Source organism: Microbacterium marmarense (assembly GCF_037204165.1).
Classification (GTDB): Bacteria; Actinomycetota; Actinomycetes; order Actinomycetales; family Microbacteriaceae; genus Microbacterium; species Microbacterium marmarense.
On the sequence record NZ_JBBDGL010000001.1, the window covers coordinates 1,084,587 to 1,109,089 of the forward strand.

Sequence of the window (24,503 nt, forward strand, 5' to 3'; positions counted from 1 at the left end):
GCGCTAGGCTGGAGTGGTGACATCGTCGGCTCCAAGCACGCGCATCGCGAGCAAGCTGGGCTTGAGCGACCGAATCTTCGCCGGTCCCCGCTCGCGCCGGCTTTTGTCGACGGTGGAGGCTGGCCTTGAGCGTGTGGATGCCGCGCTTGTGCGTGAGCTCGCTATGGCAGATTCTCTCGCGAACGCGACCAGCCGCTATCTCTATGACGCCGGCGGCAAGCGCGTGCGCCCGATGCTCGCTCTGCTGACCTGCCAACTGGGCGACGGCGCGACCGACAAGGTGATCGATGGGGCCACAGCCCTTGAGATGACCCACCTAGGTTCGCTCTATCACGACGATGTGATGGATGCTGCAGACAAGCGACGAGGTGTCCCGGCGGCTCACGAGGTGTGGGGCAACAACATTGCCATTCTCACCGGCGACCTGCTTTTCTCGCGTGCCAGCCAGATCATGGCACGGCACGGTGAGGCTGCTATTCGTCTGCAGGCCGACACGTTTGAACGGCTCGTGATTGGGCAGATGCACGAGACCACAGGTGCCCAAGACGACGATGACCCGGTTGAGTTCTATCTGCGGGTGTTGGCAGACAAGACGGGCTCGCTGATTTCTGCGGCAGCACGAACCGGCTTGACGTTCTCGAACGGACCCGCTGAGCTCGAAGGGGCGTTGACCGTCTTTGGCGAGAAGGTCGGTGTGGCGTTCCAGTTGCTCGACGACGTGATCGATCTGTCGGCTGACCCCGACGAAACAGGCAAGGTGCCCGGCACCGATCTGCGAGCAGGCGTGCCGACAATGCCCTACCTTCTGCTGGCACAGCGTTCAGACACTTCGGCCACAGCACTTCGCGAACGTATTGATGACGGCGTCGCGCAGATCGCAGACGGTGCTGATCCGGAGCTGTTAGATGATGCGCTCGCCGAACTGCGCGACCACGAATCGACGCAGGCCACGCTCGACCTTGCACACCGCTGGTCGGCGGAATCGATTGACGCGTTGGCGCCGCTGCCTGATGGCGCAGTGCGCGACGCACTGACTCGTTTTGCACGGGCAGTCGTCGATCGCTCTCGCTGATCTACCGCTGGTTCAGTGATCAAAGGGGAATCATGACGAAGCTCCGACTCGCAATCGTAGGTGCCGGGCCTGCGGGCATCTATGCTGCCGACATCATCCTCAAAGCAGAGCGCAAGTTCGATGTGTCGATCGATCTGTTCGAGCAACTGCCCGCACCGTATGGATTGGTGCGCTACGGCGTCGCGCCCGATCACCCCCGCATCAAGGGGATCGTCACCGCGTTGCGCGGGGTGCTCGACCGTGGCGACATCAGACTGTTCGGCAACGTGCGCTTCGGCGAAGACATCACCCTCGAAGACCTGAAGAATCACTACCATGCGGTGATTTTCTCGACGGGAGCGATTCGAGACACCGATCTCGACATCGAAGGCATCGACGCCAACGGTTCCTATGGCGCAGCGGATTTCGTCAGCTGGTTCGACGGGCACCCCGACGTGCCTCGGGAGTGGCCGCTTGATGCAGAGTCCATTGCAGTCATCGGCAATGGCAATGTGGCGCTCGACGTCGCACGCATGCTTGCCAAGCATGCCGACGACCTGCTGCCCACCGAGATTCCCGCGAACGTGCACGAGGGTCTGGCGGGCTCACCCGTCACTGATGTGCACGTGTTCGGTCGCCGCGGACCTGCCCAGGTGAAGTTCACGCCGCTCGAACTGCGTGAGCTCGGTGAAATGCGTGACGTTGACACGGTTGTCTATGACGAGGACTTTGACTATGACGAAGCGTCAAAGGCCGCCATCGCGAGCAACAAGCAGGTCATGGTGATCGACCGAATTCTGCAGTCTTGGCGCAAGCGCTCATCGGTGAACAATGAGGGTGGCGACGCGTCGCGCCGCCTTCACCTCCACTTTTGGGCCAAACCTATCGAGGTGAAGAAAGATGTCGATGGCCGGGTGTCTGCGTTCGTCTACGAGCGCACTCGTCCCGACGGCGAGGGTGGTGTTGTCGGCACCGGCGAGATGCGTGAGCTTGAGGTGCAGGCGCTCTATCGCGCGGTGGGGTACTTCGGGTCGCCGTTGCCTGGCGTGCCCTTCGACACACGACATGGCGTGATCCCCAATCACGAGGGGCAAGTGCTGCGCAACGACTCGAACGAGCGCGTTCCTGGCGTCTATGCCACCGGCTGGATCAAGCGCGGACCCGTGGGGCTGATCGGCCACACCAAATCCGATGCGATGGAAACCGTGCGGCACATTATCAACGACCAAGGTTCGTGGTGGCAGCCCGCCGATCCCTCAGAAGCAGCGATTGTTGAGTTGCTTGCCACGCGCGGCGTGAAGTGGACCGATCTTGAGGGTTGGCACCGGCTCGACGAGCATGAGATCGCTCTGGGCGCTGATCAAGAGCGCGCGCGTGTCAAGGTCGTGCCACGCGATGAGATGGTGCGGGTTTCGCGCGGAGGCTAGCGCCCGACCGCCGGTCGGAACCACGCTCCTCGCGCGACTAGCTACACATTGACAATCGTCTATCCGACTACTATCGGAAGATGCCTCATGAGAGTTCACCGAGCGAAGCGTGGGAGCCGCATGCGCGGCTACAGCGAACCGCCGGTGCAGGCAGTTCAGATAGATGAGCTTCTATCCGTGTCACATAGAAGACCTTCTATGTGAACGAGTGGTAAACGAGGGTCGACAGGTCGCCAAGCATCTCTCGGCGGTGGGGCGAGAGATGCTCACCTCCGTGCGCGCGGGTCAAGAAAGACCCCCAACGTCTTTAGGCGCTGGGGGTCTTGGCGGGGTGTGTCCGCGACGGATGAGCCGCTGAGGGGGGGTGGTCGCTGCGTGACAGGGCATCACGCGGTCATGCCCTGGTGGCGGCCAGCGACTCAGCGGTAGTTGATGAACTGCAGGTCGACTTCGAGGTCGGCCGCCTTGAGCAGGCGCTGCACCTCTTGCAGGTCGTCACGGCTCTTTGACTGCACGCGCAATTCGTCGCCCTGGATCTGCGACTTGACACCCTTGGGGCCTTCGTCGCGGATCAGCTTGCTGATCTTCTTCGCGTTCTCAGACGAGATGCCGTCTTTGATCGTCGAAACGATGCGGAATTCTTTGCCGCTGGCGAAAGGCTCGCCTGACTCGAGGCTCTTCAGCGAGATGCCGCGTTTGACGAGCTTGGACTGGAAGACATCGAGAACAGCCTTCGCACGTTCTTCGGTGCTCGCCTTGACCAGAATTGATTCGCCGCTCCACTCAACCGAGGCGCCAGTGCCCTTGAAGTCGTAGCGCTGCTCGACCTCCTTGCGGGCCTGATTGAGGGCGTTCTCTGCCTCTTGGTGATCGACCTTGCTCACGATGTCGAATGATGAATCTGCCATGCGCGGAAGTCTATCCGTGAGCCGTTGTTGTTGCGCGTTGGTTTTATGCAAGCGATTCCACTCGCCGCTTTGATCACAGGAGGATATCGAATCATCTTGCGGATTTGATCTACGAGAATCTCGTGATAAGAATGTAAGCGCTTGCATTCGCGGGCGGAAGAACGGCCTTCTACGGTGCTGCGGCGCTGGCGTCGGCCGGTCGCATCCATTGACTTTGAGAGAGGCACACACCAATGAAGGTGAACAACAAGAGCATCGCGACGTTCGGCGCGATCGTGGCTGTTTCATCGCTGGCCCTTGTCGGCTGCGCTGGCGAAGGCTCCACGACGACCGACGACGACACGGCAGCACCCGAGATGACCGGTTCCATCACCGTCTGGGTGGATGCAGACCGGGCGGGCGTTCTGGAAGAAGCCGCCGCTGACTTCACGGCGCAGACCGGTGTCGACGTCGAACTCATCCAGAAAGAGTTCGGCGAGATCCGCGACCAGTTCGTGCAGCAGGTTCCGACCGGCGAAGGACCCGACATCGCGGTGGGTGCGCATGACTGGCTCGGCGTGCTCGCCACCAACGGTGTGGTGGCGCCCGTGGAACTCGGTGACAAGTCCTCGGACTTTGAACAGGTCGCGGTGGACGCCTGGGCCTACGACGGCCAGACGTACGCTGTGCCGTACGCGATCGAGAACATCGCCCTCATTCGCAATACCGACCTCGCTCCCGAGGCCGCCGCAGACTATGACGACATGATCGCCATGGCTCAGGCCGCGGGCACCGAGTACGAGTTCCTGGTGGGCCTCGACCCCGAGCAAGCCGACCCGTACCACCTCTACCCGTTCCAGACTTCGTTCGGCGCTCCAGTCTTCGGCAACAACGCCGACGGCAGCTACAACGCCGATGACCTTCAGATCGGCAACGACGGCGGCGAGGCGTTCGCAACCTGGCTCGGCGAGCAGGGTGCAGCCGGTGTTCTGAACACCAACATCACGGGCGAGCTCGCACTTGAGAACTTCACGAGTGGTGGCGCGCCGTTCTACCTGACCGGGCCTTGGAACGTTCCGGCGATCGAAGAAGCTGGCATCAACTTCTCTGTCGATGCCATTCCTTCGGCAGGTGGCCAGGACGCGCAGCCGTTCGCCGGTGTGCAGGGCTTCTTCCTCTCGTCCGAGAGCGAGAACCGCCTCGCCGCTAACGAGTTCCTCGTGAACTACGTGGGATCTGAAGAAGTGCAGACCGCGCTCTATGAGGTTGGCGGTCGCGCTCCTGCACTCACCTCGGCCTTCGACGCGGCCGTCGCCAGCGATCCCATCGTTGCCGGGTTCGGCGAGGTCGGCGCGAATGCCGTGCCGATGCCGTCGATTCCAGAGATGGGCGCGGTATGGGAGTTCTGGGGCGTCACCGAAGCTGCCATCATCAACGGCGGCGACCCTGCGACGCTGTGGGATCAGATGGCAACCGACGTACAGAGCGCCATCGAATAAGCAATCGCTCAGTGGGGCGGCACCACCGGTGTCGCCCCGCTGTTCGGCCCATGTAGTCTCCAAGTCGAGGGATGCCAATGACGACCCCCACCACCGTAGACCGCGACCTCGCGGTCGACGCTCAGCGGACCAAACGCTCGGCCCGCGCCGCACGGATGGCAGATGCCGCCGCGGCAGGCTGGAAAGTGCTGCTGGTCAAGATCGTCGCGCTCGGCGTCATCGATGCGCTCGCGGTGTACTCGATCCTCGTGCTGCTGCAGAGCGACCAGTGGGTCGCCGCGGGCGTAGTGTTCGCTGTGACGGCCTACGCCAACTGGATCTACCTCAGTCGCGGGCACTTGCCAGCCAAATACTTGATTCCTGGCCTGGTGTTCCTTTTCGTCTTTCAGATTTTCGCCGCGGGCTACACGGGCTACGTTGCGTTCACGAACTACGGCACCGGTCACAACAGCGACAAAGACAGTGCGATCAATTCGCTCATGCTGTCGGCACAGGAGCGCGTGCCCGACTCACCCGCCTACGGACTCACCGTCGTCGAACAGCTCGGCGAATTCTCCTTCCTGGTTACCGATCCCGACGGCACCGTCGAGATCGGTGGTGAAGAACGTCCGCTTGAGCCGGTCACGGGTGCCGAGATGGACGGAAGCAAAGCGGTCGCGATCGACGGCTACACCTCGCTCGGCTTCGCAGAGATCGTCGCCAACCAAGAGGCCATCGCCGACATCGCGGTTCCGATCAGCGACGACCCGAACGATGGGGCGCTGCGCACCCCCGACGGATCGTCGGCCTACGTCTATACCTCGAAGCTCGTCTATGACGAGCAAGCCGACACGATGACCGACACCCGCACCGGTACGGTGTATTCCGACCAGGGAACCGGCGCATTTGTCGCCGACGACGGCTCGGAGCTGAGGCCGGGCTGGCAGATCTTCGTGGGCTTCGACAACTTCGTGCGGGCTTTCAGCGAAGAATCTATTCGCGGTCCGTTCTTGTCGGTGTTGGTATGGACCTTCGTCTTCGCGTTCTTCTCGGTTGCAACGACGTTCGTTCTCGGACTCTTCGTTGCGATCGTCTTGAACGATCCGCGTATGAAGTCGAAGAAGTACTACCGGCTGATTATGATCCTGCCGTACGCGTTCCCCGGATTTCTCTCGGCGCTCGTCTGGGCCGGAATGATGAATCAAGAGTTCGGCTTCATCAACGTCGTACTTCTCGGGGGAGCCGACGTGCCGTGGCTCACCAACGAGTGGCTGGCGAAGTTCAGCATCCTGCTGGTGAATCTCTGGCTCGGCTTTCCCTACATGTTCCTCATCTGCACGGGAGCGTTGCAGGCGATCCCCGACGAACTGCAGGAGGCCGCGCGCGTCGACGGTGCGACCGCGTGGCAGGTTTTCCGCAACATCAAGCTGCCGCTGCTGTTCGTCGCGGTTGCGCCGCTGTTGATCGCGTCCTTCGCCTACAACTTCAACAACTTCAGCCTGATCTACATGCTCACCGGTGGCGGACCACGCGATGCGGCGGCCGGCGTCAACGTCGGCGCGACCGACATCCTCATCACGATGGTCTACAAGGTCGCGTTCGTCGGTTCGACGGCCGACTACGGCCTGGCCAGCGCGTTCTCGATCATCATTTTCCTATTGGTGGGCACGATCTCGGTGATCGCCTTCCGGCGCACCAAAGCACTCGAGGAGATCAACTGACATGAGCAACCTCAGACCCGGTGCCCCCGCGGCGCGTGGACTCATCGACAACGTCGCCGCGCAAGACGACGAACTGGCCGCCAGCACCTCGGGGCGCGGTACTGCGGGCGTGCGCGGTGTCGCCGCAGCCCCGCGTCGTCCGTTCAAACGGTATTTTCGCGAGACCGGATGGCGTCACCTCGTGGCAATTGCCATCTCGCTGTTCGCGATCTTCCCTCTGCTGTACGTCCTGTCGGCGTCGCTCAACCCTGGCGGCACGCTTCTCACGGCGAACTCCCTGTTCTCCAATACGAGTATCGACAGCTACCTGACGCTGTTCTCAAGCGACCGGCAACCCTACGGTGCGTGGTACATCAATACCCTCATCATCGGGCTGGTCACAGCAGCCGGCACGGTTCTTCTCGGAGCGCTCGCCGCGTATTCGTTCTCGCGTATGCGGTTCACCGGACGCCGATTCGGTCTCACGACGCTGCTCGTGGTGCAGATGTTCCCGCAGATGCTCGCGATGGTCGCCATCTTCTTGCTGATGGTCGCTATCGGCGACGTATTCCCGGCGATCGGGCTCAACAGCCAGATCGGTCTCATCATGATCTATCTCGGCGGCGCGCTGGGTGTGAACACCTACCTCATGTACGGCTTCTTCAACACCGTGCCTTCATCGATTGACGAGGCTGCGAAGATCGACGGCGCCGGCCACGCACGCATCTTCTTCACGATCATCCTGCGTCTCGTCGCGCCGATTCTCGCGGTCGTGGGTCTTCTCAGCTTCATCGGCACCTCGAGTGAGTTCGTGCTGGCCAGCGTCATCCTCATCGACCCCGAAAAGCAGACGCTGGCGGTCGGACTCTACAAGTTCATATCTGACGAGTTCTCGAAGAACTGGAGCGTGTTTGCGGCGGGTGCTGTGCTGGCCGCAATCCTTCCGGTGGCGCTCTTCCTCGCGCTGCAGCGCTACATCGTGGGAGGTCTCACGGCGGGCAGTGTGAAGTAGTCGAGTGGCGCGGTGTGATCGCGGCCGACCCGGTGTGGACGATGCGCATTCGTGTCGCGCCGCGCGATACTCGGTAGTGAGCGCCAGTGCCGCGTGCGACCGCGAACCGGTGGCGGCAGTTGCGGCATCCTGAATCCGACAACTGAACAACAACTCAAGGGCTCTGTCATGGCGGCTGCCGTGCAACCACGTCGATCATTCACACGAAAGGCACCCTTATGACAACCCTTCACCCTCACCACGACGGTTCGCCGCTTTACGTATCGAACCTTGAGCCTGCCCTCGGTGATCGGGTAGCCGTTCGCTTGCGTGTGCCAGGCAGCTATGCACCGCTATCCGCGGTCCGCGTGCGCTCCAACCCTGACCATGAGCCTGCATGGGCCGAAGCTCAACACCTCGGCACGGTCGACGGGTGGGACTGGTGGCAAGCAGAGATCGTCGTCGCAAACCCGCGCCATGGCTACCGTTGGCTTCTCGTGCATAGTGAGGGCGGCGCCGAGTGGCTCAATCAGACAGGTTTGCACCACATCGAGACTTTGGATGCCGAGGACTTCGCCCTCGTCGCCAACGCCGCGCCTCCGGCATGGCTGAACGAAGCCGTGATGTATCAGATCTTTCCGGATCGTTTCGCGCGCTCGGCCGGTGCTGACGGGCGGGAGCTGCCAGAGTGGGTGATTCCCGCAGAATGGGATGACCCGGTCAATGGCGTCATGCCACATCGCACCGACCAGTTCTACGGCGGCGACCTCGACGGCATCATCGAAAAGCTCGACCACCTGGAAAAACTCGGCGTCAATCTGGTCTACCTGACTCCCGTGTTCCCCGCAGCATCCAACCACCGATACGACGCGTCAAGCTTCGACGAGATCGATGAGCTGCTCGGCGGCGGCGAGGCGTACCAGCGGCTGATCAACGCGGTTCATTCCAGGGGCATGCGAATCATCGGTGACCTCACCAGCAACCACTCGGGCGACCAGCACGAGTGGTTTCAGTCGGCTTTCGCGCATCCGAAAGCACCGGAGTCCGAGTTCTACTATTTCGAGAACGAACAGAACACGGAGTACGTCTCGTGGCTCGGCTACCCCAGTCTGCCCAAGTTCAACTGGGCCTCAGAACAGCTGCGCGAGCGCTTCATCACGGGCGAACAGTCGGTGGTGGCAAAGTGGCTGAAGCCGCCTTATTCGACGGATGGCTGGCGCATCGACGTCGCCAACATGACGGGGCGACTAGGGGCCGTCGACCTCAACAAAGACGTACGTCGACTGCTGCGTGACACCATGCATGCCATCAATCCCGATGCGATTCTGTTGGGCGAGTCGACCAATGACGCGGCAAGTGACCTGCAGGGCGATGGATGGCACGGTGCGATGACGTACCCGTCGTTCACGCGGCCCGTGTGGGGTTGGCTCAGCGAGCCGACGCACGAGCCCTATCTCGATGGCGACGCGAACACGCTCACAGAACCGTGGTTCTTCGGTCAACCTCTGGGCGGAATTCCTCGCTATTCGGCGAGAGAATTCGTCGACGCGGTTGTGCGCTTCAACGCCGGAATCCCGTGGCGGGTGCGTTTGGGCAACATGCAACCGCTCGACACGCACGATACGGCGCGGTTCGCGACGAATGCCGCGCCCGGCACGGTACCCGTTGCAGTCGGGCTGGCGATGACTCTGCCGGGGCTTCCCGTGGTTTTCGCTGGTGATGAGTTCGGCCTCACCGGCGTTGATGGCGAGTGGAGCCGCAGCCCGATTCCGTGGGGGAGAGAGTCTTCACCCGAGGTCGCGCAAAGGCTGGCCCTGTACACGTCGCTCATCGGGCTGCGCCGCGCGCATCCGGTTCTGGCCACCGGAGGGCTTCGCTGGGTGCACGTCGATGAGCACAGTGTGATCTTCGTGCGCGAAGCGGCGGATGAAACCATTCTCGTCGCGGCCGCCCGTGAAGGTATCGATGCAGCGATCGGCGCCGGCGCGCTGGCGGGCGTTGGCCAAGCCGTGGAGCTGTATGGCGAAGCCACGCTCGCGGTCGCAGAAGACGGCGCGGTACTGATTTCGGCTGAAGGACCGACGTTCGCCGTCTGGTCGTTGCCGGGTGTACGACTCCCGCAGTAGCACCAGGGCGACACGCAGTGTGCCCGATGGCGCGACTTCGTCGTGCCATCGGGCACACTGAGTGCTATGTCAGCGTTGACCACAATCGGCCTTCCCGTGGCCCTGGGCATCATCATGCTCGGCCTCGGTCTCAGTCTCACCCCCGGCGATTTCGCGCGGGTGCTGAAGCAGCCCAAGGCGGTGATAGTCGCTCTCGGGTGCCAACTGGTTTTGCTTCCGGCAATCTGTTTCGCACTGGTACTGCTGTTCCAGCTGCCGCCGATTCTCGCCGTAGGAATGATGATGCTGGCGGCGTCGCCGGGTGGCACGACCGCGAATCTCTACAGCCATCTGTTCCGGGGTGATGTCGCGCTCAATATCTCACTTACCGCGGTGAACTCGGTGATCGCTGTCGTCACACTGCCACTAATCACGAACCTGGCGATCGTGTACTTCAACCCGTTCGATGACCAGCTCGGGTTGCAATGGTCAAAAACGCTCGAGGTTTTCGCGATCGTGCTGCTGCCGGTCGCGGTCGGCATGCTGATCCGCCGCTTCGCCTCGACGTTCGCCGATGCGATGGATAAACCCGTGAGGATCGCTTCGGTGATCATCTTGGTTGTCGTCATCGCGGGAGCGGTCGCGTCCAACTGGTCTCTGCTGCTTGAAAACTTCGCCCAATTGGCGTTGATCACCGTAGTCTTCTGTCTCATCAGCTTGTCGATCGGCTACCTCGTGCCTCGCGCGATCAGAATCGGCAAACGTCAAGCCATCGCTTCATCGTTCGAGATCGGCATCCACAATGCAACGCTCGCCATTGTGATCGCGCAGACCGTACTGGGCTCAACCGAGCTCAGCTTGCCTGCCGCGGTGTATGGCGTGTTGATGTTCTTCATCGCCTTCGGGTTCGGCTTCTTGATTCGCGATCGCACTGGCGTGAACGACGCTGAGGCGAAAGCCGTGGCTGCGCCGCCGCAGAGCTAGCAGTCACGCGCGTTCGTAGACTGGATCAGGACAGTCAGGAGGTTGCAATGCGCCCACTTATCGACAGCGATGTGCGCTCGGCACTTGAGAATGCCACTGATGACGAAACACAGCTTCTGGCTTTGCCGGCTGATTTCTTGTTCACTGATTGGGACCATCTCGATTTCTACGCCTGGCGTGATCCCCAAACCCGGGGTCGCGGCTATGTCATCGCAGAAGTAGACGGTGAGCTGCGCGGTGTGATGGTGCGTGCGGCGAGCACTACCTCGCGCGCCCGCTCGGGTCTGTGCAACCTCTGTCACACGATGCAGCCCGGCGATCAGGTGTCGCTGTTCAGCGCACGCAAGGGTGGCAAAGCAGGAGAGCGAGGGGACAGTATTGGCACGTACATCTGTGCCGATCTGTCATGTCACGAAAATGTACGTTTGGCGGCGCCGCTAGCCCCCAGCGAAATGAGAGCGAGTGTAGATATGAAGATCGATGGAACCCGGCGACGTGTGGAGAGCTTCGTCGCTAGCGTGCTCGACTCAAGCGTGGACGCCTCGTGAACCGCGTAGCGGTGGTGGGCGATGCTCTTATCGACGAGATACGCGACGACCGCGGGGTGAGGGAATTCGTGGGTGGCGCGGCGCTCAACGTCGCCGTGGGTCTTTCACGGCTTGGAGTACCCGCCGTTCTGATTGCCATGGTCGGGGATGACGACGAGGGGGAGCGCATCAGGTCTTACCTGAATGACTATGGCGTCGACCTGATCGCGACACCTGCACCTCACGGCACCGCGCGTGCCGTCAGCACCCGCAGTGCGGGCGGGGAGCCTGAGTACGTCTTCAACGAAGCCGCGCAACAGCGCAGCATCCAATTCGACTCCGCCGCTGCCGACGCGATTCGCCAGGCCCCCTTGGTGGCCGTCAGTTGCATGGCGCTCGACGATCCGAACCAGGTTTTCGGCTTGGCGACGGCGCTCGCCGGTGGCAGTGCGATGCTCGCGATCGACCCGAACCCTCGCGAAGGCATGATGCGAGACTTCTCGCTGTTCGTCAGTGGTTTCGAGCGTTTGGCCGCTCACGCCGACCTGGTGAAGATCGGCGCCGACGATGCCACGTTGCTTTACGAGGTGCCGGTTGATGCGCTGAGCGCGCGGCTGATCGAGCATGGGGCACGCGCGGTGCTCTCAACCGAGGGAGCGGCCGGCGCATCCGTTGAGTCGAACGGCGACGTCGCAACAGCACCGATTTCTTCACTGCCAGGCTCGATCGTCGACACGATGGGGGCGGGTGATGCAGTGTTCGCCTCGGTCATCGCGGCCGTGATCAGGCAGTGGCCCGAAGCCGTTCAATCCTGGTCTGAGGTTCTTCACGAGGCGATGGATGCTGCCGCTGCCACATGCCGATTTGAGGGCGCTCTGCTGCGGCTTCCGTCGGCGTTAGACGACCTGGATCTTGATCGTATCGGCACCTGAACGCACTCGATTTCTGGGAGTGCCCCGCAGGGGGTAATATTGTGGATCGCGCCTCCGGTCGACTGAAAAAGCCTGGGCGGGTGCGCACCTGGCGAGTTACCCAAGCGGCCAAAGGGATCTGACTGTAAATCAGACTGCTCAGCATTCGGGGGTTCGAATCCCTCACTCGCCACCAAATTTTCTCTCGCGACTGAGGGCTCCTATGTCGCGAGACGCTCGTGGTTGGTGAGCTTTTGTCGTCGCATATTCTCGCCGCGCTTGACTTGCGCTAGTCGAGGGTGGGTACGAGTGTGAAGAAGATCTCTTCGACTTGTCGACCGAGGCCTGGCGCGAAGTCGACGTTGCGCGTGACTTCGGTGAAGCCGCACTTCTCAAGCACAGCGATCGACGCGAGGTTGTGGGATGCGGCGCGAGCGAAAAGCGGTCTCGTGGCTTCTCGTGATACCAAAAGCTGCAGCGCGGCGGTGGCCACGCCACGACCCCAGGCATGGCGTGCGATCCAATAAGTGACCTCGCGATCGCCGTCGGCCATAAAAGTCGCCGCGGTTCCTGCGAACCCACCGTCCTCGGTGACCACGTGCATGCTGACATCTGGGTTGCCGCGCTCGCGGGCTATCCACTCGTCGAATCGGGTGCGATCATCCGGATCAGAGGCGGTGAACGCCGCCAGCTCGACGGCGGCGCTATCGCGCATCATCTCAAAGATTGCATCGAGATCGTCGTCGCCGAGTTCGCGAAGATCAATATGAGCCACGAAACCACCGTACCTACACCGCCACTTCGCGGGTAGTGCAGTTTTGCGAATGCGCTCGGGCCCTCTGTCTTTTGATCACACCGTGTCAGGATGGCTTTCGAACGATCTCACGGTGAGAGAGGACTGTCATGACTGCGCCAGAGCATTCCTTGGGTTCTGTACCCGCTGCTGCTTCAGCTGAAGAGCAGGCGTTGCCGCCGCTGATGCGAGCTGCGATCTGGGTTGCGATCGGTGCGCTAATCGCGGCCGCGCTGGTGTGCGTAGTCTGGGTGCTCGTCGGCGAGCAGAACGGGATCATTGGCCGCGCTTTCGCCACGGTCCTTCTGCTGGCCGCGTTTGCGGGGGTCACGATTCTTGATGTTCACCTCGCTCCGCGTCGCCCGTCATGGTTTGCGCTGGCGAGCATGGCGACGTGGATCGTGTTGTTGCTTATCGGCGCGGTGATGATCTGGATGCCCGAGCGCACCTGGTGGCTCGCGTCACGGTTCGTGAACTTTCTCATCATCGTGTTGATCTTCCAGTTGGTGCTGTTGCACGTGCGGCTCTACGTGAAGGCTTTCGCTCGCCGGGTCACGACATTCACCCAGGTGGTTGCGATCGTTACGATCGTGCTTGTCGTCACGCTGGCAGTGCTTCTCACGCTGCCGCTCATGTTCTCGGAGTGGCTGGACTTCTCCGACCTGTACGGCAGAGTCGTCGTAGCGGTTGCGATTCTCGCTGCCGTGGGCACGGCGTTGCTTCCGCTGGTCAACGTGCTGTTCACGCCACACACACCGCGTCCCGCGTCGCCTGCTCACTCGGGTGGCAACGCTCACTACGGTGCGATTGCAGCGGCGCCTGCCCCTGAGCCGCTCCCGTGGCCGTACTACGTAGACGGCAAGACGCCCCTGCCGATGCTTCCAGACGGATCACCCGACTGGAATGCCTACTATTCCGGTCAGCCCAGCGCCGGCGCCTATGTTTTTCCCACGCCCGACCAGTCGTCACTGGCCGCATCCGAGTCTGAATCTGCGGCTGCGGAAGGGTCTGCCGGCGAGCAGGCCCCTGCCGCCCATGTTGCTGTAGCTCCGGAAGATGCGAGCGCAAATGTCCAGGCAGATGTCGCCCCAGCAGTGGCGACTGAGACCGCAACTGCGCCAACGGTGGCAGCCGACGAGATCGACTACCGCAACTTTCCACCGCCACCGCCGTTGCCGCCTCGCCCTTGAGCCCGCCTAGCCGCGCAGAATCTCGAGCGCTGCCATCGCCGCGTTGTGGCCGCCGATACCGCTGACAGCACCACCGCGCCGTGCGCCCGATCCGCAGATCAGCACCGCGTCGTGACTCGTGGCAACACCCCATCGCCGCGCGGGAGTGTTCAACGGTTCGTCATCGCTTGCCCACGGCCATGAGAGCGAGCCATGAAAGATGTCGCCCCCGAGCATTCCGAGCGAAACTTCCAGGTCAGCCGTCGTGCGTGCTTCGACGCAGGGCGTGCCGTCTGGCGTAAGATAGAGGCAGTCAGCGATGGGCTCCGCGAGCACAGAGTCCAGCGAATCCATCGCCGACTTGAGCAACGCAGCGCGCACCGTATCGGGGTCTTCGCCCGCGACGAGCCGGTGCGGCACATGCAACCCGAAGAGCGTGAGAGTCTGTACGCCTGATTCACGAAGCTGCGGGCCCAGAATTGTCGGGTCGCTCAATGAATGGCAGTAGATCTCCAACGGCAACGGATTCGGGATGCTGCCGCTCTTCGCAGCCGCGAAAGCTCGCTCAAGCTGCTTCATCGTCTCGTTGACGTGAAACGTTCCTGCAAACGCGGCCTCGGCTGAGACCTGCTCATCGCGCAGACGCGGCAGCCGGGAGAGCAGCATGTTCACCTTGAGCTGTGCGCCCTCAGGCATTGCGATGTCTGCGTCGCTGGTTCCCATGAGCCGGTCAAGTACTGCGGGGCCCACTCCACTCAGCACCAGTCGTGCTCGCCACGCTTCATCGCCGGCATGCACGCTGCCATCGGGGTCAATCGCCGTCACGTTGACTGACGTGCGAATCTCTGCGCCAGCCGCGCGCGCTGCGCTCTCGAGTGCGCCACTGACCACGCCCATACCGCCGACGGGGACGTCCCAGTCTCCGGTGCCGCCACCAATCACGTGGTAGAGAAAACATAGATTCTGTCGCAGAGACTTGTCGTCGGCGCTGGCGAAGGTGCCAATCAGTCCGTCTGTGAGGGCGATCCCTCGCGCGATATCTGATTTCAGGTCGCGGTTGAGCATTTCGCCGAGAGGGCGCTCAACAAGGTCTTGCCAAAGCACGTCGTTCTGCAGACGCTCACGAACCTCGCTCTCACGCAACAGCGGTTCGGTGACAGAGGGGAACACCGCTGCGGCGATCGGTGCAACGCGAGCGTAGAACTCCTCGAAACGTTCGGCTTCGGAGTCGTCGCCGGTCACGCGCAAGAAGGATGCTGCTGTGGCGGTGGCATCTTCGTTGTCGACCAATATGCCCTTAGTCGGGTCATCGGGGTCGGGTGTGTAGGACGAAAAGCGCCGGCGCTCAAGCGTGATGTCGAGGTGCAAATCATCGATGATTTGCTGGGGGAGCAGGCTGACCAGGTACGAATAGCGCGAGAGCTTTGCGTCGACGTCGTTCCAAGGCCGTTCCGAGACTGCTGCGCCACCCACGTGTTCGAGGCGTTCAAGAACGACAACTGAGATGCCCGCTTGGGCAAGATACGCGGCCGCGACGAGCGCGTTGTGGCCGCCTCCGACGATGACGACGTCGTGCGTGAACATTGAGTGTGAAATGGCCATGCTTCACGGTAGCGGCAGGCCTCATCCCGCTACCGTGGGGACATGACTGATGTTTCCGAGCTGGCACACATTGCGATCGAGATTGCTCGGGAGGCAGGAGCGCTGGCGCGCCGCCGACGAGATGAGGGAGTAGAGATCGCTGCGACCAAGTCGTCGATGGCAGACATCGTCACCGAGGCTGACCGAGAGGTCGAGTCACTCATTCGCGATCGACTCCGTTCGATGAGACCCGAAGATGGGTTCGTCGGTGAGGAGTCCGAACCCGAGACAGGTACGAGTGGCATCACCTGGATCGTCGATCCCATCGATGGAACCGTCAATTACGCCTATGGGATTCCGGCCTATGCGGTCAGTATCGCGGCCGTGCGAGGAACCCCCGAGCCCGACAAATGGACCGCCCTTGCGGGGGTGGTGTTCAATCCGGTGACGGCCGAGATCTTTCATGCTTCGCTCGGCAATGGTTCGTGGTTGGGCGGTCGGCGCATCGCTGTGAACGATGCACCCTCGCCCGCAGGTGCGCTGCTTGGCACCGGATTCGGCTATGACCCTCGCTCCCACGCGGGCGATCTGGCACGCGTGGCTCGAGTCATGCCGCTCGCTCGCGATATTCGCCGGTTCGGCTCGGCGGCCCTGGATCTGTGTGCAGTCGCGGCAGGCCGACTCGATGGATACTTCGAGCGTGGTCTGAAACCGTGGGATCACGCGGCAGGCGCCCTCATCGTCACCGAGGCGGGCGGTCGTGTGAGTGTTGGTCATGAGAGGGACGAATTCGGTCGCGTGCTTGTCGTAGCATCCAACTCGTTGCTCTTCGATTCGCTCTTCTCCTCTGCGAGCGGCGACTAGACGCAAAAGTAAACAGCGCGAACGAATTCCCGCGACTCGGCGACGCACACATGGCATTCTCAGGCCTCCCCGGGTATTGTTTACCCGATCGTTACCTTTGGCCCGAACCAATTGTGACCTCATAAGCCCGAAGACCGTACCGTTGCCCCCGAAGCGACACGACCCGAGAGCTCCATCCCGCTTGTCTGCTGAAGCCCCTCAGGCTGCGAACGCGCCCACGCGTCGCTCGAGCCGTACCGCCGCCACGCCCGTTCAGCCGCCCGCTGCTGACCCGGCGTTGTCGCGCGCGCAGAGGCGCGAGCGAGCGGGAGCAGACCTTGCAGGTGCTACCGCGCGAATCGCCGATTCGGCGCATGCTGACGACGCAGCTCGTGCAGTGACAGAACCGACGAGTCGCCGCGCGCGTCGCGCAGCGACCGCGTCGCATGCAGTGGCCCCCGAGGCGCCGGCTCCCGTGCTCACCCCCGCGTTCACCGAGACGGGTTCGTTTGCGCTCGCAGAGCCCACAGTTCGCGACGAGGCCGCGATCGACGCAGAGCCCACAGTTCGCGACGAGGCCGCGATCGACGCGGAGCCTGTTGAGCTCGCGGCCGACGCGCACGAGAGCAACGATGATGCATTCGCTGCGTCGGCACGCCTGTTCTCATTCACGGGTGAACTGCCCGTGCGTGAAGAAGCCGTTCAGTTTGACGACGCTGAAACCGTCATTGTGCACCCGACTACTCGCGCCACTGCTGCGGCGAGGCGCCGGGTCAGCCGGCGTGCCGCTCTGAAGAGAGCCACAGCCCTTTCCTTCTCGGTTGGAGTGATGGGGGCCGTCGGCTTGCTGACTGTCGGCATGACGACGCCCGCTGAAGCGATGGCCGCGATGACTGCTGGTTCGCAGGGAGCAAGGATTGCGGCGGGCGATGTCGGTCCCGCCGACGATGACGACGAGATCCAGGCCTACGTTGCACCATCGACGATTGAGAATGCCACGCTTGACCGCGAAGGCGGTTACGACACCGTCACGGTCGCAGAAGTTGCATCTGACTCTGGCATCTCGAATGTCTCTGACCTCTTCGTGAACGATCCGAATGCTGACATCCAATGGCCATTCGCTGTGGGCGTTCCGATGAGTTACGGCTTCGGCATGCGCTCGGGAACGATGCACGAAGGCGTGGACTTCACCCCCGGCGAGGGTGCGCCTGTGCAGGCGATTGCCGACGGGGTGGTGCGCGTGGCAACAGAAGCTGGCGGGGCATACGGTGTGCACGTGATCATCGATCACGAAGTCGACGGGGTGCTTGTATCGAGCCACTACGCGCACATGCTCTATGGTTCGCTGCAGGTCACGGCGGGGCAGCAGGTGACGGTAGGAACGGTCATCGGAAACACTGGCGACACGGGTTACTCATTCGGTGCGCACACACACTTTGAGATTCTGCTGAACGGCACCACCGCTATCGACCCGCTGGTCTGGCTGCAAGAGAACGCGGGATAGTGGCACCGGTTCAGCAATAGGCGGATGCTCTGGTATCCTCTTCTAGTTGCCTGTTGCAGGCAGCACGCCCCGATAGCTCAGTGGTAGAGCACTTCCATGGTAAGGAAGGGGTCGACAGTTCAAACCTGTCTCGGGGCTCGTAGTATTCGGATCGAATGATCTGAAAACGGTGCGGCGGGGTAGCTCAGTTGGTGAGAGCGCACGACTCATAATCGTGAGGTCGCGGGTTCAAGCCCCGCTCCCGCTACAGATTGAAACCCTCGGATTTCCGGGGGTTTTTTCGTTGTCTCACGGCTGCTCTAGTCGCAGACGAGCTCCAGGCGGAATCTCGCGCCGCTCCCATCAGACGCACGCCGCACAAATCCATCTGTGGGCTGTTCGTGCACTTTGGTTCACCTGACGCCCGCTAGCCTTCGTTGATGAGCAAGCCTTCGAAGACTGCCGACGAGGCAATTGCCTCAGACTCTTCGAGTCGCGGCCATCGCGGTTGGCGCGTAGCTGCGTGGATCGTCGGCTCGTTGCTGGTCGTCGCGGTCGTGGGCGCCATAGTCGGCGCGGTGACACCGACTCCGTCAGCCCTGATCATCCGCAGTTTGTTCGTGAAAGACGGCGCGACCACCGCCGCAGAGATGCAAAAGCACGTGGCGGTTGAACCCACCACCCAAATGTTCGACATCGCTTACGGCGATGGAGTCAACCCCGTCGAGACGCTAGATCTCTTCAGCAATGCTGCGGACGCCGAGGCGCTACCCACCGTCGTATGGATTCATGGTGGGGCGTGGGTTTCCGGATCCTCAGCAAACGTCAACCCGTACTTGCAACTGCTCGCCAACGAGGGGTACACGACTGTTGGCGTCAACTATGGCCTCGGGCCGGAGGCGACGTACCCCACCGCGGTGAACCAGCTCAATGAGGCGCTCGGCTACCTCGACGATCATGCTGATGAGCTCGGCATTGACAGCTCGAAGATCGTGTTGGCTGGTGACTCGGCGGGGGCCCAGCTTGCCAGCCAGCTCGCCACGCTGATCACCAACGAGCGCTATGCCAATCTGATGGGAATTGCCCCTACCCTCGAACCCGAGCAGCTCAGTGGCGCGCTGCTCAACTGCGGTGTTTACGATCTGGCATCGATGGCCGAGCTCGATGGAATCATCGCTTGGGGTCTGCAGACGTCGCTGTGGGCATACACGGGCACCAAGAACTGGTCGGCAACCTACGAGGGCGCGACGATGTCGACCATCGATTTCGCTACACCCGACTTTCCTCCCACCTACATCAGCGGCGGCAATGGCGATGGGCTCACCTGGTTGCAATCAATACCGATGAGCACGGCCCTTCAAGCCGCAGGCGTGCCTGTCACCGAGCTGTTCTGGCCCGCTGATCATGAGCCCGCGCTTGCCCATGAGTACCAGTTCCATCTTGATCGCCCCGAAGCGCAACAAGCACTCGAGGCGACTATCGGCTGGCTAGCAGAAGTGACGAGCTAGCTTCTTCGTTCGCCATAGTCGCCGCATAAGGCCAATTGCCAGCCTGGCGGGGTACGCTGTACTCGATAGGCGAACATCTCATTCGTCTCGCCCCGGCCGCGTGGTAACGGTCGGGGCTTTTTCATGCCCGCGTGCGTGCCTAGCGTTCGCAGACGGATAGGGTTTGAGAATGACGACGACCCCTCCTGGCTGGTATGACGACGGACACGGCGCAATGCGCTGGTGGGATGGCTCGCAGTGGACCGAGCATGTGGCTGTTCCCAACGCGGAGCAGAGCGGCGTCACAGAGTCGGCTACCGCCAGCGATGCAGAACCAGCCGGCCCTGCGTCGGTTGAGGACTTCATGGCTGCAATGGAAGCTGATGCCGCCCAGACTCCGGGATACGTGCACGCACCCGATGGATACCCGGGAGCGGTGCCAGGCGCCGAAGCTCCCGCGTACAGCGGCGGATTCGTGGCCGCCACTGAACCCGGCAAGTCGAAGCTGTGGGTGGTGTGGGTCGTGCTTGGCGTTGTGCTGCTTGGCATCGTCATCGCTATCGCAGTTGTCGTGCCGCTGCTGATCTTCAGTCTGTCGACGTCAGATGGCTCTTCCGATACCAGTTCGTCAGTGGTCGCCGAGAGCGCGGACCAGCAGGCGGCCGTCGACGCAGTGCTGTTGTACGACCACGCGTGGGCAAGTGCGGACTGCGAGAGCTATTTCGCGTCGACCACCGAGTCGTTCCGCGCAACTGAGGGCGCTGTGGACTGCGTTACCTTCACCCAGTTGGTCGAAGACTTCGATGCGACATCCTCGGAGTATCAGGTAACCGTGGTCAGCATCGACGAAGCGCCGGGCGTGATATTCGTCGAGACCGACGAAACCTACAAAGTGCCTTTCGACGAAGAAGGCAATCCGACAGATTCAGACAACACCGTCGTTGATGAGTACGAATACCTGGTCGTTGAAGTGAACGGCGACTGGGCGATCGACAGCATCAACAATCGGTGACGCGTGCCTGAAACCATAAAGAACCCCAAGAGCTTCCGCTTCATCGCTGCGTGCATCGGTATCGGCCTGATCGCCGGATTGATGTCGGGCCTGTTCGGCGTCGGCGGTGGCACGGTGATCGTGCCATTGCTCGTGCTGCTGCTCGGCTTCGAACAGCGACTCGCCGCGGGTACCTCGCTCGCCGCGATCGTGCCCACAGCCACGGTCGGTGTCGTCTCGTACGCGCTATCGGACTCCGTGGCATGGATTCCCGCACTGATCCTTGCCGCGACGGCGGTGATCGGCGCTCAGGTGGGCACGTGGCTACTGGCGCGGCTGTCGGCCACCATTCTTCGATGGTCGTTCATCGGCTTTCTAGGCATCGTCATCGTCAGCTTGTTCCTGGTGATTCCTTCTCGCGATGCCGGGCTTCAGCTTGACTGGTGGAACGGGCTCGGCCTGGCCGCTGTCGGGTTCGTCACCGGCGTGCTTTCCGGTCTGCTCGGTGTGGGCGGCGGAATCATCGTGGTGCCCGCGCTCATACTCCTATTCGGAACGAGCGACCTCATCGCCAAGGGCACCTCACTGCTCATGATGATCCCGACCGCGATCTCTGGCACGGTGGGAAACCTTCGCCGCAGCAACGTCAATCTGTTCGCCGCAGCCATCATCGGCGGGGCGGCATGTACGACCACGGCTGTCGGTGCCTGGTTCGCGACCCTGCTCGACCCTTTCGCAGCCAACATCCTTTTCGCGTTGTTCCTTACCTTCATCGCCGTTCAAATGGGCGTGAAAGCCGTCAAGGCGCAGCGGAACAAGAACAAGTGACAGCGATCGGGCTCTGCCCCGGTCGATAGGATTGTGTACGTGCCAGTGAACCCCGAGATCGTCGGTCGCGTCTTCCCGCCGACTGCCCCCTACCTCGTGGGTCGTGAGAAGGTGCGTGAGTTCTCGCGCGCGGTCTTCGCCAACGATCCTCAGCATGTCGACCCTGAAGCAGCCCGTGCCCTCGGCTATGCCGACGTGGTTGCGCCTCCGACGTTCGCCATGGTGGTGCAAGATCTCACTCTGCAGCAGCTGATTTCGGCGCCCGATTCGGGCATCGTGCTCTCGAGGGTCATTCACGCAGAGCAGCGTTTTCGCTACACCCGCGCGATCGTTGCGGGCGATGAGCTGACGGCTCAGCTGACAGTAACGGGCATCCGCACGCTCGGTGGCAACGCCATGGTGACCAGCGATGCTGAAGTAGTGGATGCTGACGGCGCGCACGTTGTGACAGCGACGTCGGTGCTGCTGGTCGGGCAGGCAAGCGAATGAGCGCTCTTGCAGTCGGAGACGTCGTCGCCGAAAGAACAGTTCATCTCACCCGCGAGTCGCTCGTGCGGTACGCCGGAGCATCCGGAGACTTCAACCCCATTCACTACCGCGACGACGTCGCCGAAACGGTGGGTCTGCCGGGCGTGCTGGCACACGGCATGCTGACGATGGGCCTTGCCGTAGAGACGATCGTGCCATGGCTGGGTGACTCGGGGCGCATTCTCGAGTACGGCGTTCGGTTCACGCGTCCGGTGGTCGTCGACGCCGCGGCCGGCGCCGAGGTATCGGTTGTTGCCAAGGTCGGCGCGATCGCAGAAGACGCAGTGCGCGTTGACCTGACGGTGACTCACGCTGATACGACCGTGCTGGGCAAAGCTCAGGTGCGAGTTCGGGTCGGTTGAGTCGTGCCCGAGATTGCACCGATCCCGCTCTCGCAGCTCACAACGCTGCGCACGGGCGCCGCGCCAGCACGAATGGTCGACGCTACGACCCGTGATGAGCTGATCAGCACTCTGCATGACGTGTGGGCTACTGGCGAGGAGTGGTTTGTTCTCGGCGGCGGCTCGAATCTGTTCGTCGGCGACGAGCCGTTCGAGGGCACCGTGGTTCGCATTCTGACTGAGGGCATCGAACGTCAACCTGGAACGCGTCCTGGTTTCACACGTGTGAAAGTGCAAGCGGGGCACAACTGGGACGCACTCGTCGCCTTTGCCGTCGATGCTGGACTCGCCGGGATCGAGGCGATGTCGGGAATACCGGGAACCGTCGGTGCAGCTCCGGTGCAGAACGTGGGCGCATACGGTCAGGAGATCGTTCAGACGCTCGTGGAGGCTGAGCTCATCGATGAATCGACCGGCGATGTCTCGACGGTGTCGGCCGAAGAACTCGGTCTCGGTTTTCGCACCTCAGTGCTCAAGCAGCACTACGGATCATTGCCGGCCCGCCGCGCGGTGATCATCTCGGTGACCTTCGAGCTTGCAGAGGTAGGCCAAGGTGATCGCCCGATCGCCGGTGAGCAGTTGCGTTCCGCGTTGCGTTTGGAATCAGACGATCGCGTCAGCCTCAAATGGATTCGTGACCACGTGCTTGAAACTCGTGCCAGCAAAGGCATGGTGCTCGACGACACAGACGCCGACACATACAGCGCGGGTTCTTTCTTTCAGAATGCCGTGGTGTCGGAGTCCTTCGCCCGCACGCTTCCAGCCGAGTGCCCTCGCTGGCCCGTGGCCCCAGACCTCGATCCGGTGCTCGTCATTCCTCTGGACTCGTTCGACGGCTATGTGCCGAAGCTTGCGGCCAAGAAGTCTGAGGTCAAGGTGAGCTCAGCCTGGCTGATCGAGCAATCGGGCATTGGCAAGAGCTTCAAGCTGCCGCGGTCTCGAGCCTCGTTGTCGACCAAGCACGCACTTGCTCTTACGAACAGAGGCAACGCGACGGCGGGTGAGCTCGCTGAGCTCGCCCGCTTCATTCAGAACCGGGTGTACTCAGAATTCGGCCTCGTATTGCAACCAGAGCCAGTACTCGTGGGAGTCGACCTCTGACGAGCGTTGCGTCGTCGGCCGTTACGCGGTGAACAGACGCTGCATGCGCTGGATGCCCTCGAGCAGAGCGTCGTCGCCGAGCGCGTAAGACAACCGAAGGTACCCGCTCGGGCCGAACGCCTCGCCGGGGACGACGGCAACCTCAGCCTCTTCGAGGATCAGATCAGCGAGCTCGAGTGAAGTGGTCGGAGTTTTTCCAGCCCACGTCTTGCCGAGAAGGCCGGTGACGTCGGGGTATGCGTAGAAGGCGCCAAGCGGGTTCGGCGTATGAACCCCATCGATCTTGTTCAGCTCGCTCACGATCAGCTGACGTCGACGGTCGAACGCCTCGCGCATCTGCTTGACCTCGTCTTGCGGGCCCGTCAGGGCGGCAACGGCGGCGCGCTGGGCGACATTGTTGACGTTGCTCGACAGATGAGATTGCAGGTTTGCCGCGACCTTGATGGCGTCTTTCGGGCCGATCATCCAACCCACGCGCCAACCGGTCATCGCGTAGGTCTTGGCAACGCCATTGACAAGAATGGTCTGGTTCGCCGCCTCGGGCACCGCTTCAACGATCGACACCGCACGGGCGCCTTCGTAGACGAGGTTCTGATATATCTCGTCGGAGATGATCCAGATGCCGTGCTCGACGGCCCACTCGCCGATCGCACGGGTCTCTTCGGGAGTGTAGACCGAACCTGTTGGGTTCGACGGGGAGACGAAGACCAGCACGGTGGTTTTGTCGGTGCGTGCCGCCTCAAGCTGCGCAACCGTCACCTTGTAATCCTGGTCAGCTCCGGCGAACACTTCGACGGGCACGCCATCGGCCAGAGCAATCGCCTCGGGGTACGTGGTCCAGTACGGCGCAGGAAGCAGCACCTCATCGCCCGGGTTCACAACCGCCTGAAAAGCTTGATAGACCGACTGCTTGCCACCGTTGGTCACGATGATCTGCGAGGGGTCAACTTCGAGACCGGAATCGCGCAGCGTCTTTGCGGCGATGGCTTCGCGCAGCACCGGAAGCCCGACCGCGGGCGTGTAGCGAAAGTTCGCTGGGTTCTGCAAGGCCTCGGCCGCAGCATCCACAATGAACTGCGGCGTGGAGAAATCCGGCTCGCCAGCCGCGTAGCTGATCACGGGCCGGCCCGCAGCCTGAAGGGCTTTGGCCTTGGCGTCGACCTTGAGCGTTGCAGACTCGGCGATGGCGGACAATTTGCGGGAGAGTGGTGCGCGTTCGGTCACATCTACGAGCGTA

22 protein-coding genes and 3 tRNA genes are annotated in these 24,503 nt (G+C 62.1%); 21 read left to right on the forward strand and 4 right to left on the reverse strand.

The annotated features are described in order from the left end of the window. The first annotated feature begins 16 nt into the window (after positions 1 to 16). Entirely contained in the window at positions 17 to 1,072 is a 1,056-nt protein-coding gene (locus tag WDU96_RS04920) for a polyprenyl synthetase family protein (RefSeq protein ID WP_337337365.1), read from the forward strand. A 32-nt stretch (positions 1,073 to 1,104) separates the two neighbouring features. Further along, positions 1,105 to 2,478, forward strand: a complete 1,374-nt coding sequence (locus tag WDU96_RS04925; protein ID WP_337337366.1) for an FAD-dependent oxidoreductase — start codon at positions 1,105 to 1,107, stop codon at positions 2,476 to 2,478. Between the two features lie 419 nt (positions 2,479 to 2,897). Here the strand turns inward: WDU96_RS04925 and WDU96_RS04930 are convergent, their stop codons facing one another. Further along, positions 2,898 to 3,386 carry a YajQ family cyclic di-GMP-binding protein gene (locus WDU96_RS04930; protein ID WP_337337367.1) on the reverse strand — a complete coding sequence of 163 codons (489 nt, stop codon included), beginning with the start codon at positions 3,384 to 3,386 and terminating at the stop codon, positions 2,898 to 2,900. 233 nt (positions 3,387 to 3,619) lie between these two features. Between WDU96_RS04930 and WDU96_RS04935 the strand changes: the two genes are divergently transcribed. From WDU96_RS04935 to WDU96_RS04970, 8 genes are all read left to right on the forward strand, one after another. Further along, positions 3,620 to 4,864: a sugar ABC transporter substrate-binding protein gene (locus WDU96_RS04935; protein ID WP_337337368.1), complete on the forward strand. Its 1,245-nt coding sequence runs from the start codon at positions 3,620 to 3,622 to the stop codon at positions 4,862 to 4,864. Between the two features lie 77 nt (positions 4,865 to 4,941). Further along, entirely contained in the window at positions 4,942 to 6,564 is a 1,623-nt protein-coding gene (locus tag WDU96_RS04940) for an ABC transporter permease subunit (RefSeq protein ID WP_337337369.1), read from the forward strand. Position 6,565: 1 nt separating this feature from the next. Next, on the forward strand, positions 6,566 to 7,555 hold the full coding sequence (locus tag WDU96_RS04945) for a sugar ABC transporter permease (RefSeq protein WP_337337370.1): 990 nt from the start codon (positions 6,566 to 6,568) through the stop codon (positions 7,553 to 7,555). 218 nt (positions 7,556 to 7,773) lie between these two features. Next, positions 7,774 to 9,660: a glycoside hydrolase family 13 protein gene (locus tag WDU96_RS04950; protein ID WP_337337371.1), complete on the forward strand. Its 1,887-nt coding sequence runs from the start codon at positions 7,774 to 7,776 to the stop codon at positions 9,658 to 9,660. Positions 9,661 to 9,726: 66 nt separating this feature from the next. Further along, positions 9,727 to 10,623, forward strand: coding sequence for a bile acid:sodium symporter family protein (locus tag WDU96_RS04955; RefSeq protein ID WP_337337372.1), 897 nt, complete (start codon positions 9,727 to 9,729; stop codon positions 10,621 to 10,623). A gap of 47 nt (positions 10,624 to 10,670) precedes the next feature. Continuing rightward, complete coding sequence (locus WDU96_RS04960; RefSeq protein ID WP_337337373.1) at positions 10,671 to 11,171, forward strand: FBP domain-containing protein; 501 nt, start codon at positions 10,671 to 10,673, stop codon at positions 11,169 to 11,171. Then, positions 11,168 to 12,082, forward strand: a complete 915-nt coding sequence (locus WDU96_RS04965; RefSeq protein ID WP_337337374.1) for a PfkB family carbohydrate kinase — start codon at positions 11,168 to 11,170, stop codon at positions 12,080 to 12,082. Before WDU96_RS04960 ends, WDU96_RS04965 begins: the two co-directional genes overlap by 4 nt. 90 nt (positions 12,083 to 12,172) lie before the next feature. Next, a tRNA-Tyr gene (locus tag WDU96_RS04970) sits at positions 12,173 to 12,257 on the forward strand. A 93-nt stretch (positions 12,258 to 12,350) separates the two neighbouring features. Here the strand turns inward: WDU96_RS04970 and WDU96_RS04975 are convergent. Then, positions 12,351 to 12,836 (reverse strand): GNAT family N-acetyltransferase, encoded by a 486-nt coding sequence (locus WDU96_RS04975; RefSeq protein ID WP_337337375.1) that lies wholly within the window; start codon positions 12,834 to 12,836, stop codon positions 12,351 to 12,353. A 128-nt stretch (positions 12,837 to 12,964) separates the two neighbouring features. Between WDU96_RS04975 and WDU96_RS04980 the strand changes: the two genes are divergently transcribed. Next, positions 12,965 to 14,044 carry a DUF2304 domain-containing protein gene (locus WDU96_RS04980; RefSeq protein WP_337337376.1) on the forward strand — a complete coding sequence of 360 codons (1,080 nt, stop codon included), beginning with the start codon at positions 12,965 to 12,967 and terminating at the stop codon, positions 14,042 to 14,044. Between the two features lie 6 nt (positions 14,045 to 14,050). On the opposite strand, the gene WDU96_RS04985 is transcribed toward WDU96_RS04980, so the two are convergent. Beyond that, on the reverse strand, positions 14,051 to 15,625 hold the full coding sequence (locus WDU96_RS04985) for a phytoene desaturase family protein (RefSeq protein WP_337337377.1): 1,575 nt from the start codon (positions 15,623 to 15,625) through the stop codon (positions 14,051 to 14,053). A gap of 42 nt (positions 15,626 to 15,667) precedes the next feature. Between WDU96_RS04985 and WDU96_RS04990 the strand changes: the two genes are divergently transcribed. From WDU96_RS04990 to WDU96_RS05035, 10 genes are all read left to right on the forward strand, one after another. Continuing rightward, positions 15,668 to 16,468: an inositol monophosphatase family protein gene (locus WDU96_RS04990; RefSeq protein WP_337337378.1), complete on the forward strand. Its 801-nt coding sequence runs from the start codon at positions 15,668 to 15,670 to the stop codon at positions 16,466 to 16,468. A gap of 376 nt (positions 16,469 to 16,844) precedes the next feature. After that, a complete protein-coding gene (locus WDU96_RS04995) occupies positions 16,845 to 17,951 on the forward strand; it encodes a M23 family metallopeptidase (RefSeq protein ID WP_337337379.1) in 1,107 nt (368 codons plus the stop codon). A 66-nt stretch (positions 17,952 to 18,017) separates the two neighbouring features. After that, positions 18,018 to 18,089, forward strand: a tRNA-Thr gene (locus WDU96_RS05000). 35 nt (positions 18,090 to 18,124) lie between these two features. Beyond that, positions 18,125 to 18,198: transfer RNA gene (locus tag WDU96_RS05005), tRNA-Met, on the forward strand. 172 nt (positions 18,199 to 18,370) lie between these two features. Next, the gene (locus tag WDU96_RS05010) at positions 18,371 to 19,438 is read left to right on the forward strand and encodes an alpha/beta hydrolase (RefSeq protein WP_337337380.1); all 1,068 of its coding nucleotides are present in this window, start codon (positions 18,371 to 18,373) and stop codon (positions 19,436 to 19,438) included. 169 nt (positions 19,439 to 19,607) lie between these two features. Next, positions 19,608 to 20,429: a DUF2510 domain-containing protein gene (locus tag WDU96_RS05015; protein WP_337337381.1), complete on the forward strand. Its 822-nt coding sequence runs from the start codon at positions 19,608 to 19,610 to the stop codon at positions 20,427 to 20,429. A 3-nt stretch (positions 20,430 to 20,432) separates the two neighbouring features. Further along, positions 20,433 to 21,236 (forward strand): sulfite exporter TauE/SafE family protein, encoded by an 804-nt coding sequence (locus WDU96_RS05020; RefSeq protein ID WP_337337382.1) that lies wholly within the window; start codon positions 20,433 to 20,435, stop codon positions 21,234 to 21,236. Positions 21,237 to 21,275: 39 nt separating this feature from the next. Next, positions 21,276 to 21,725, forward strand: coding sequence for an FAS1-like dehydratase domain-containing protein (locus WDU96_RS05025; protein WP_337337383.1), 450 nt, complete (start codon positions 21,276 to 21,278; stop codon positions 21,723 to 21,725). After that, a complete protein-coding gene (locus WDU96_RS05030) occupies positions 21,722 to 22,126 on the forward strand; it encodes a MaoC/PaaZ C-terminal domain-containing protein (RefSeq protein WP_337337384.1) in 405 nt (134 codons plus the stop codon). Before WDU96_RS05025 ends, WDU96_RS05030 begins: the two co-directional genes overlap by 4 nt. Before the next feature lie 3 nt (positions 22,127 to 22,129). After that, complete coding sequence (locus WDU96_RS05035) at positions 22,130 to 23,266, forward strand: UDP-N-acetylmuramate dehydrogenase (RefSeq protein ID WP_337337385.1); 1,137 nt, start codon at positions 22,130 to 22,132, stop codon at positions 23,264 to 23,266. Positions 23,267 to 23,287: 21 nt separating this feature from the next. On the opposite strand, the gene WDU96_RS05040 is transcribed toward WDU96_RS05035, so the two are convergent. After that, positions 23,288 to 24,490, reverse strand: coding sequence for a pyridoxal phosphate-dependent aminotransferase (locus WDU96_RS05040; RefSeq protein WP_337337386.1), 1,203 nt, complete (start codon positions 24,488 to 24,490; stop codon positions 23,288 to 23,290). Positions 24,491 to 24,503: the final 13 nt, after the last annotated feature.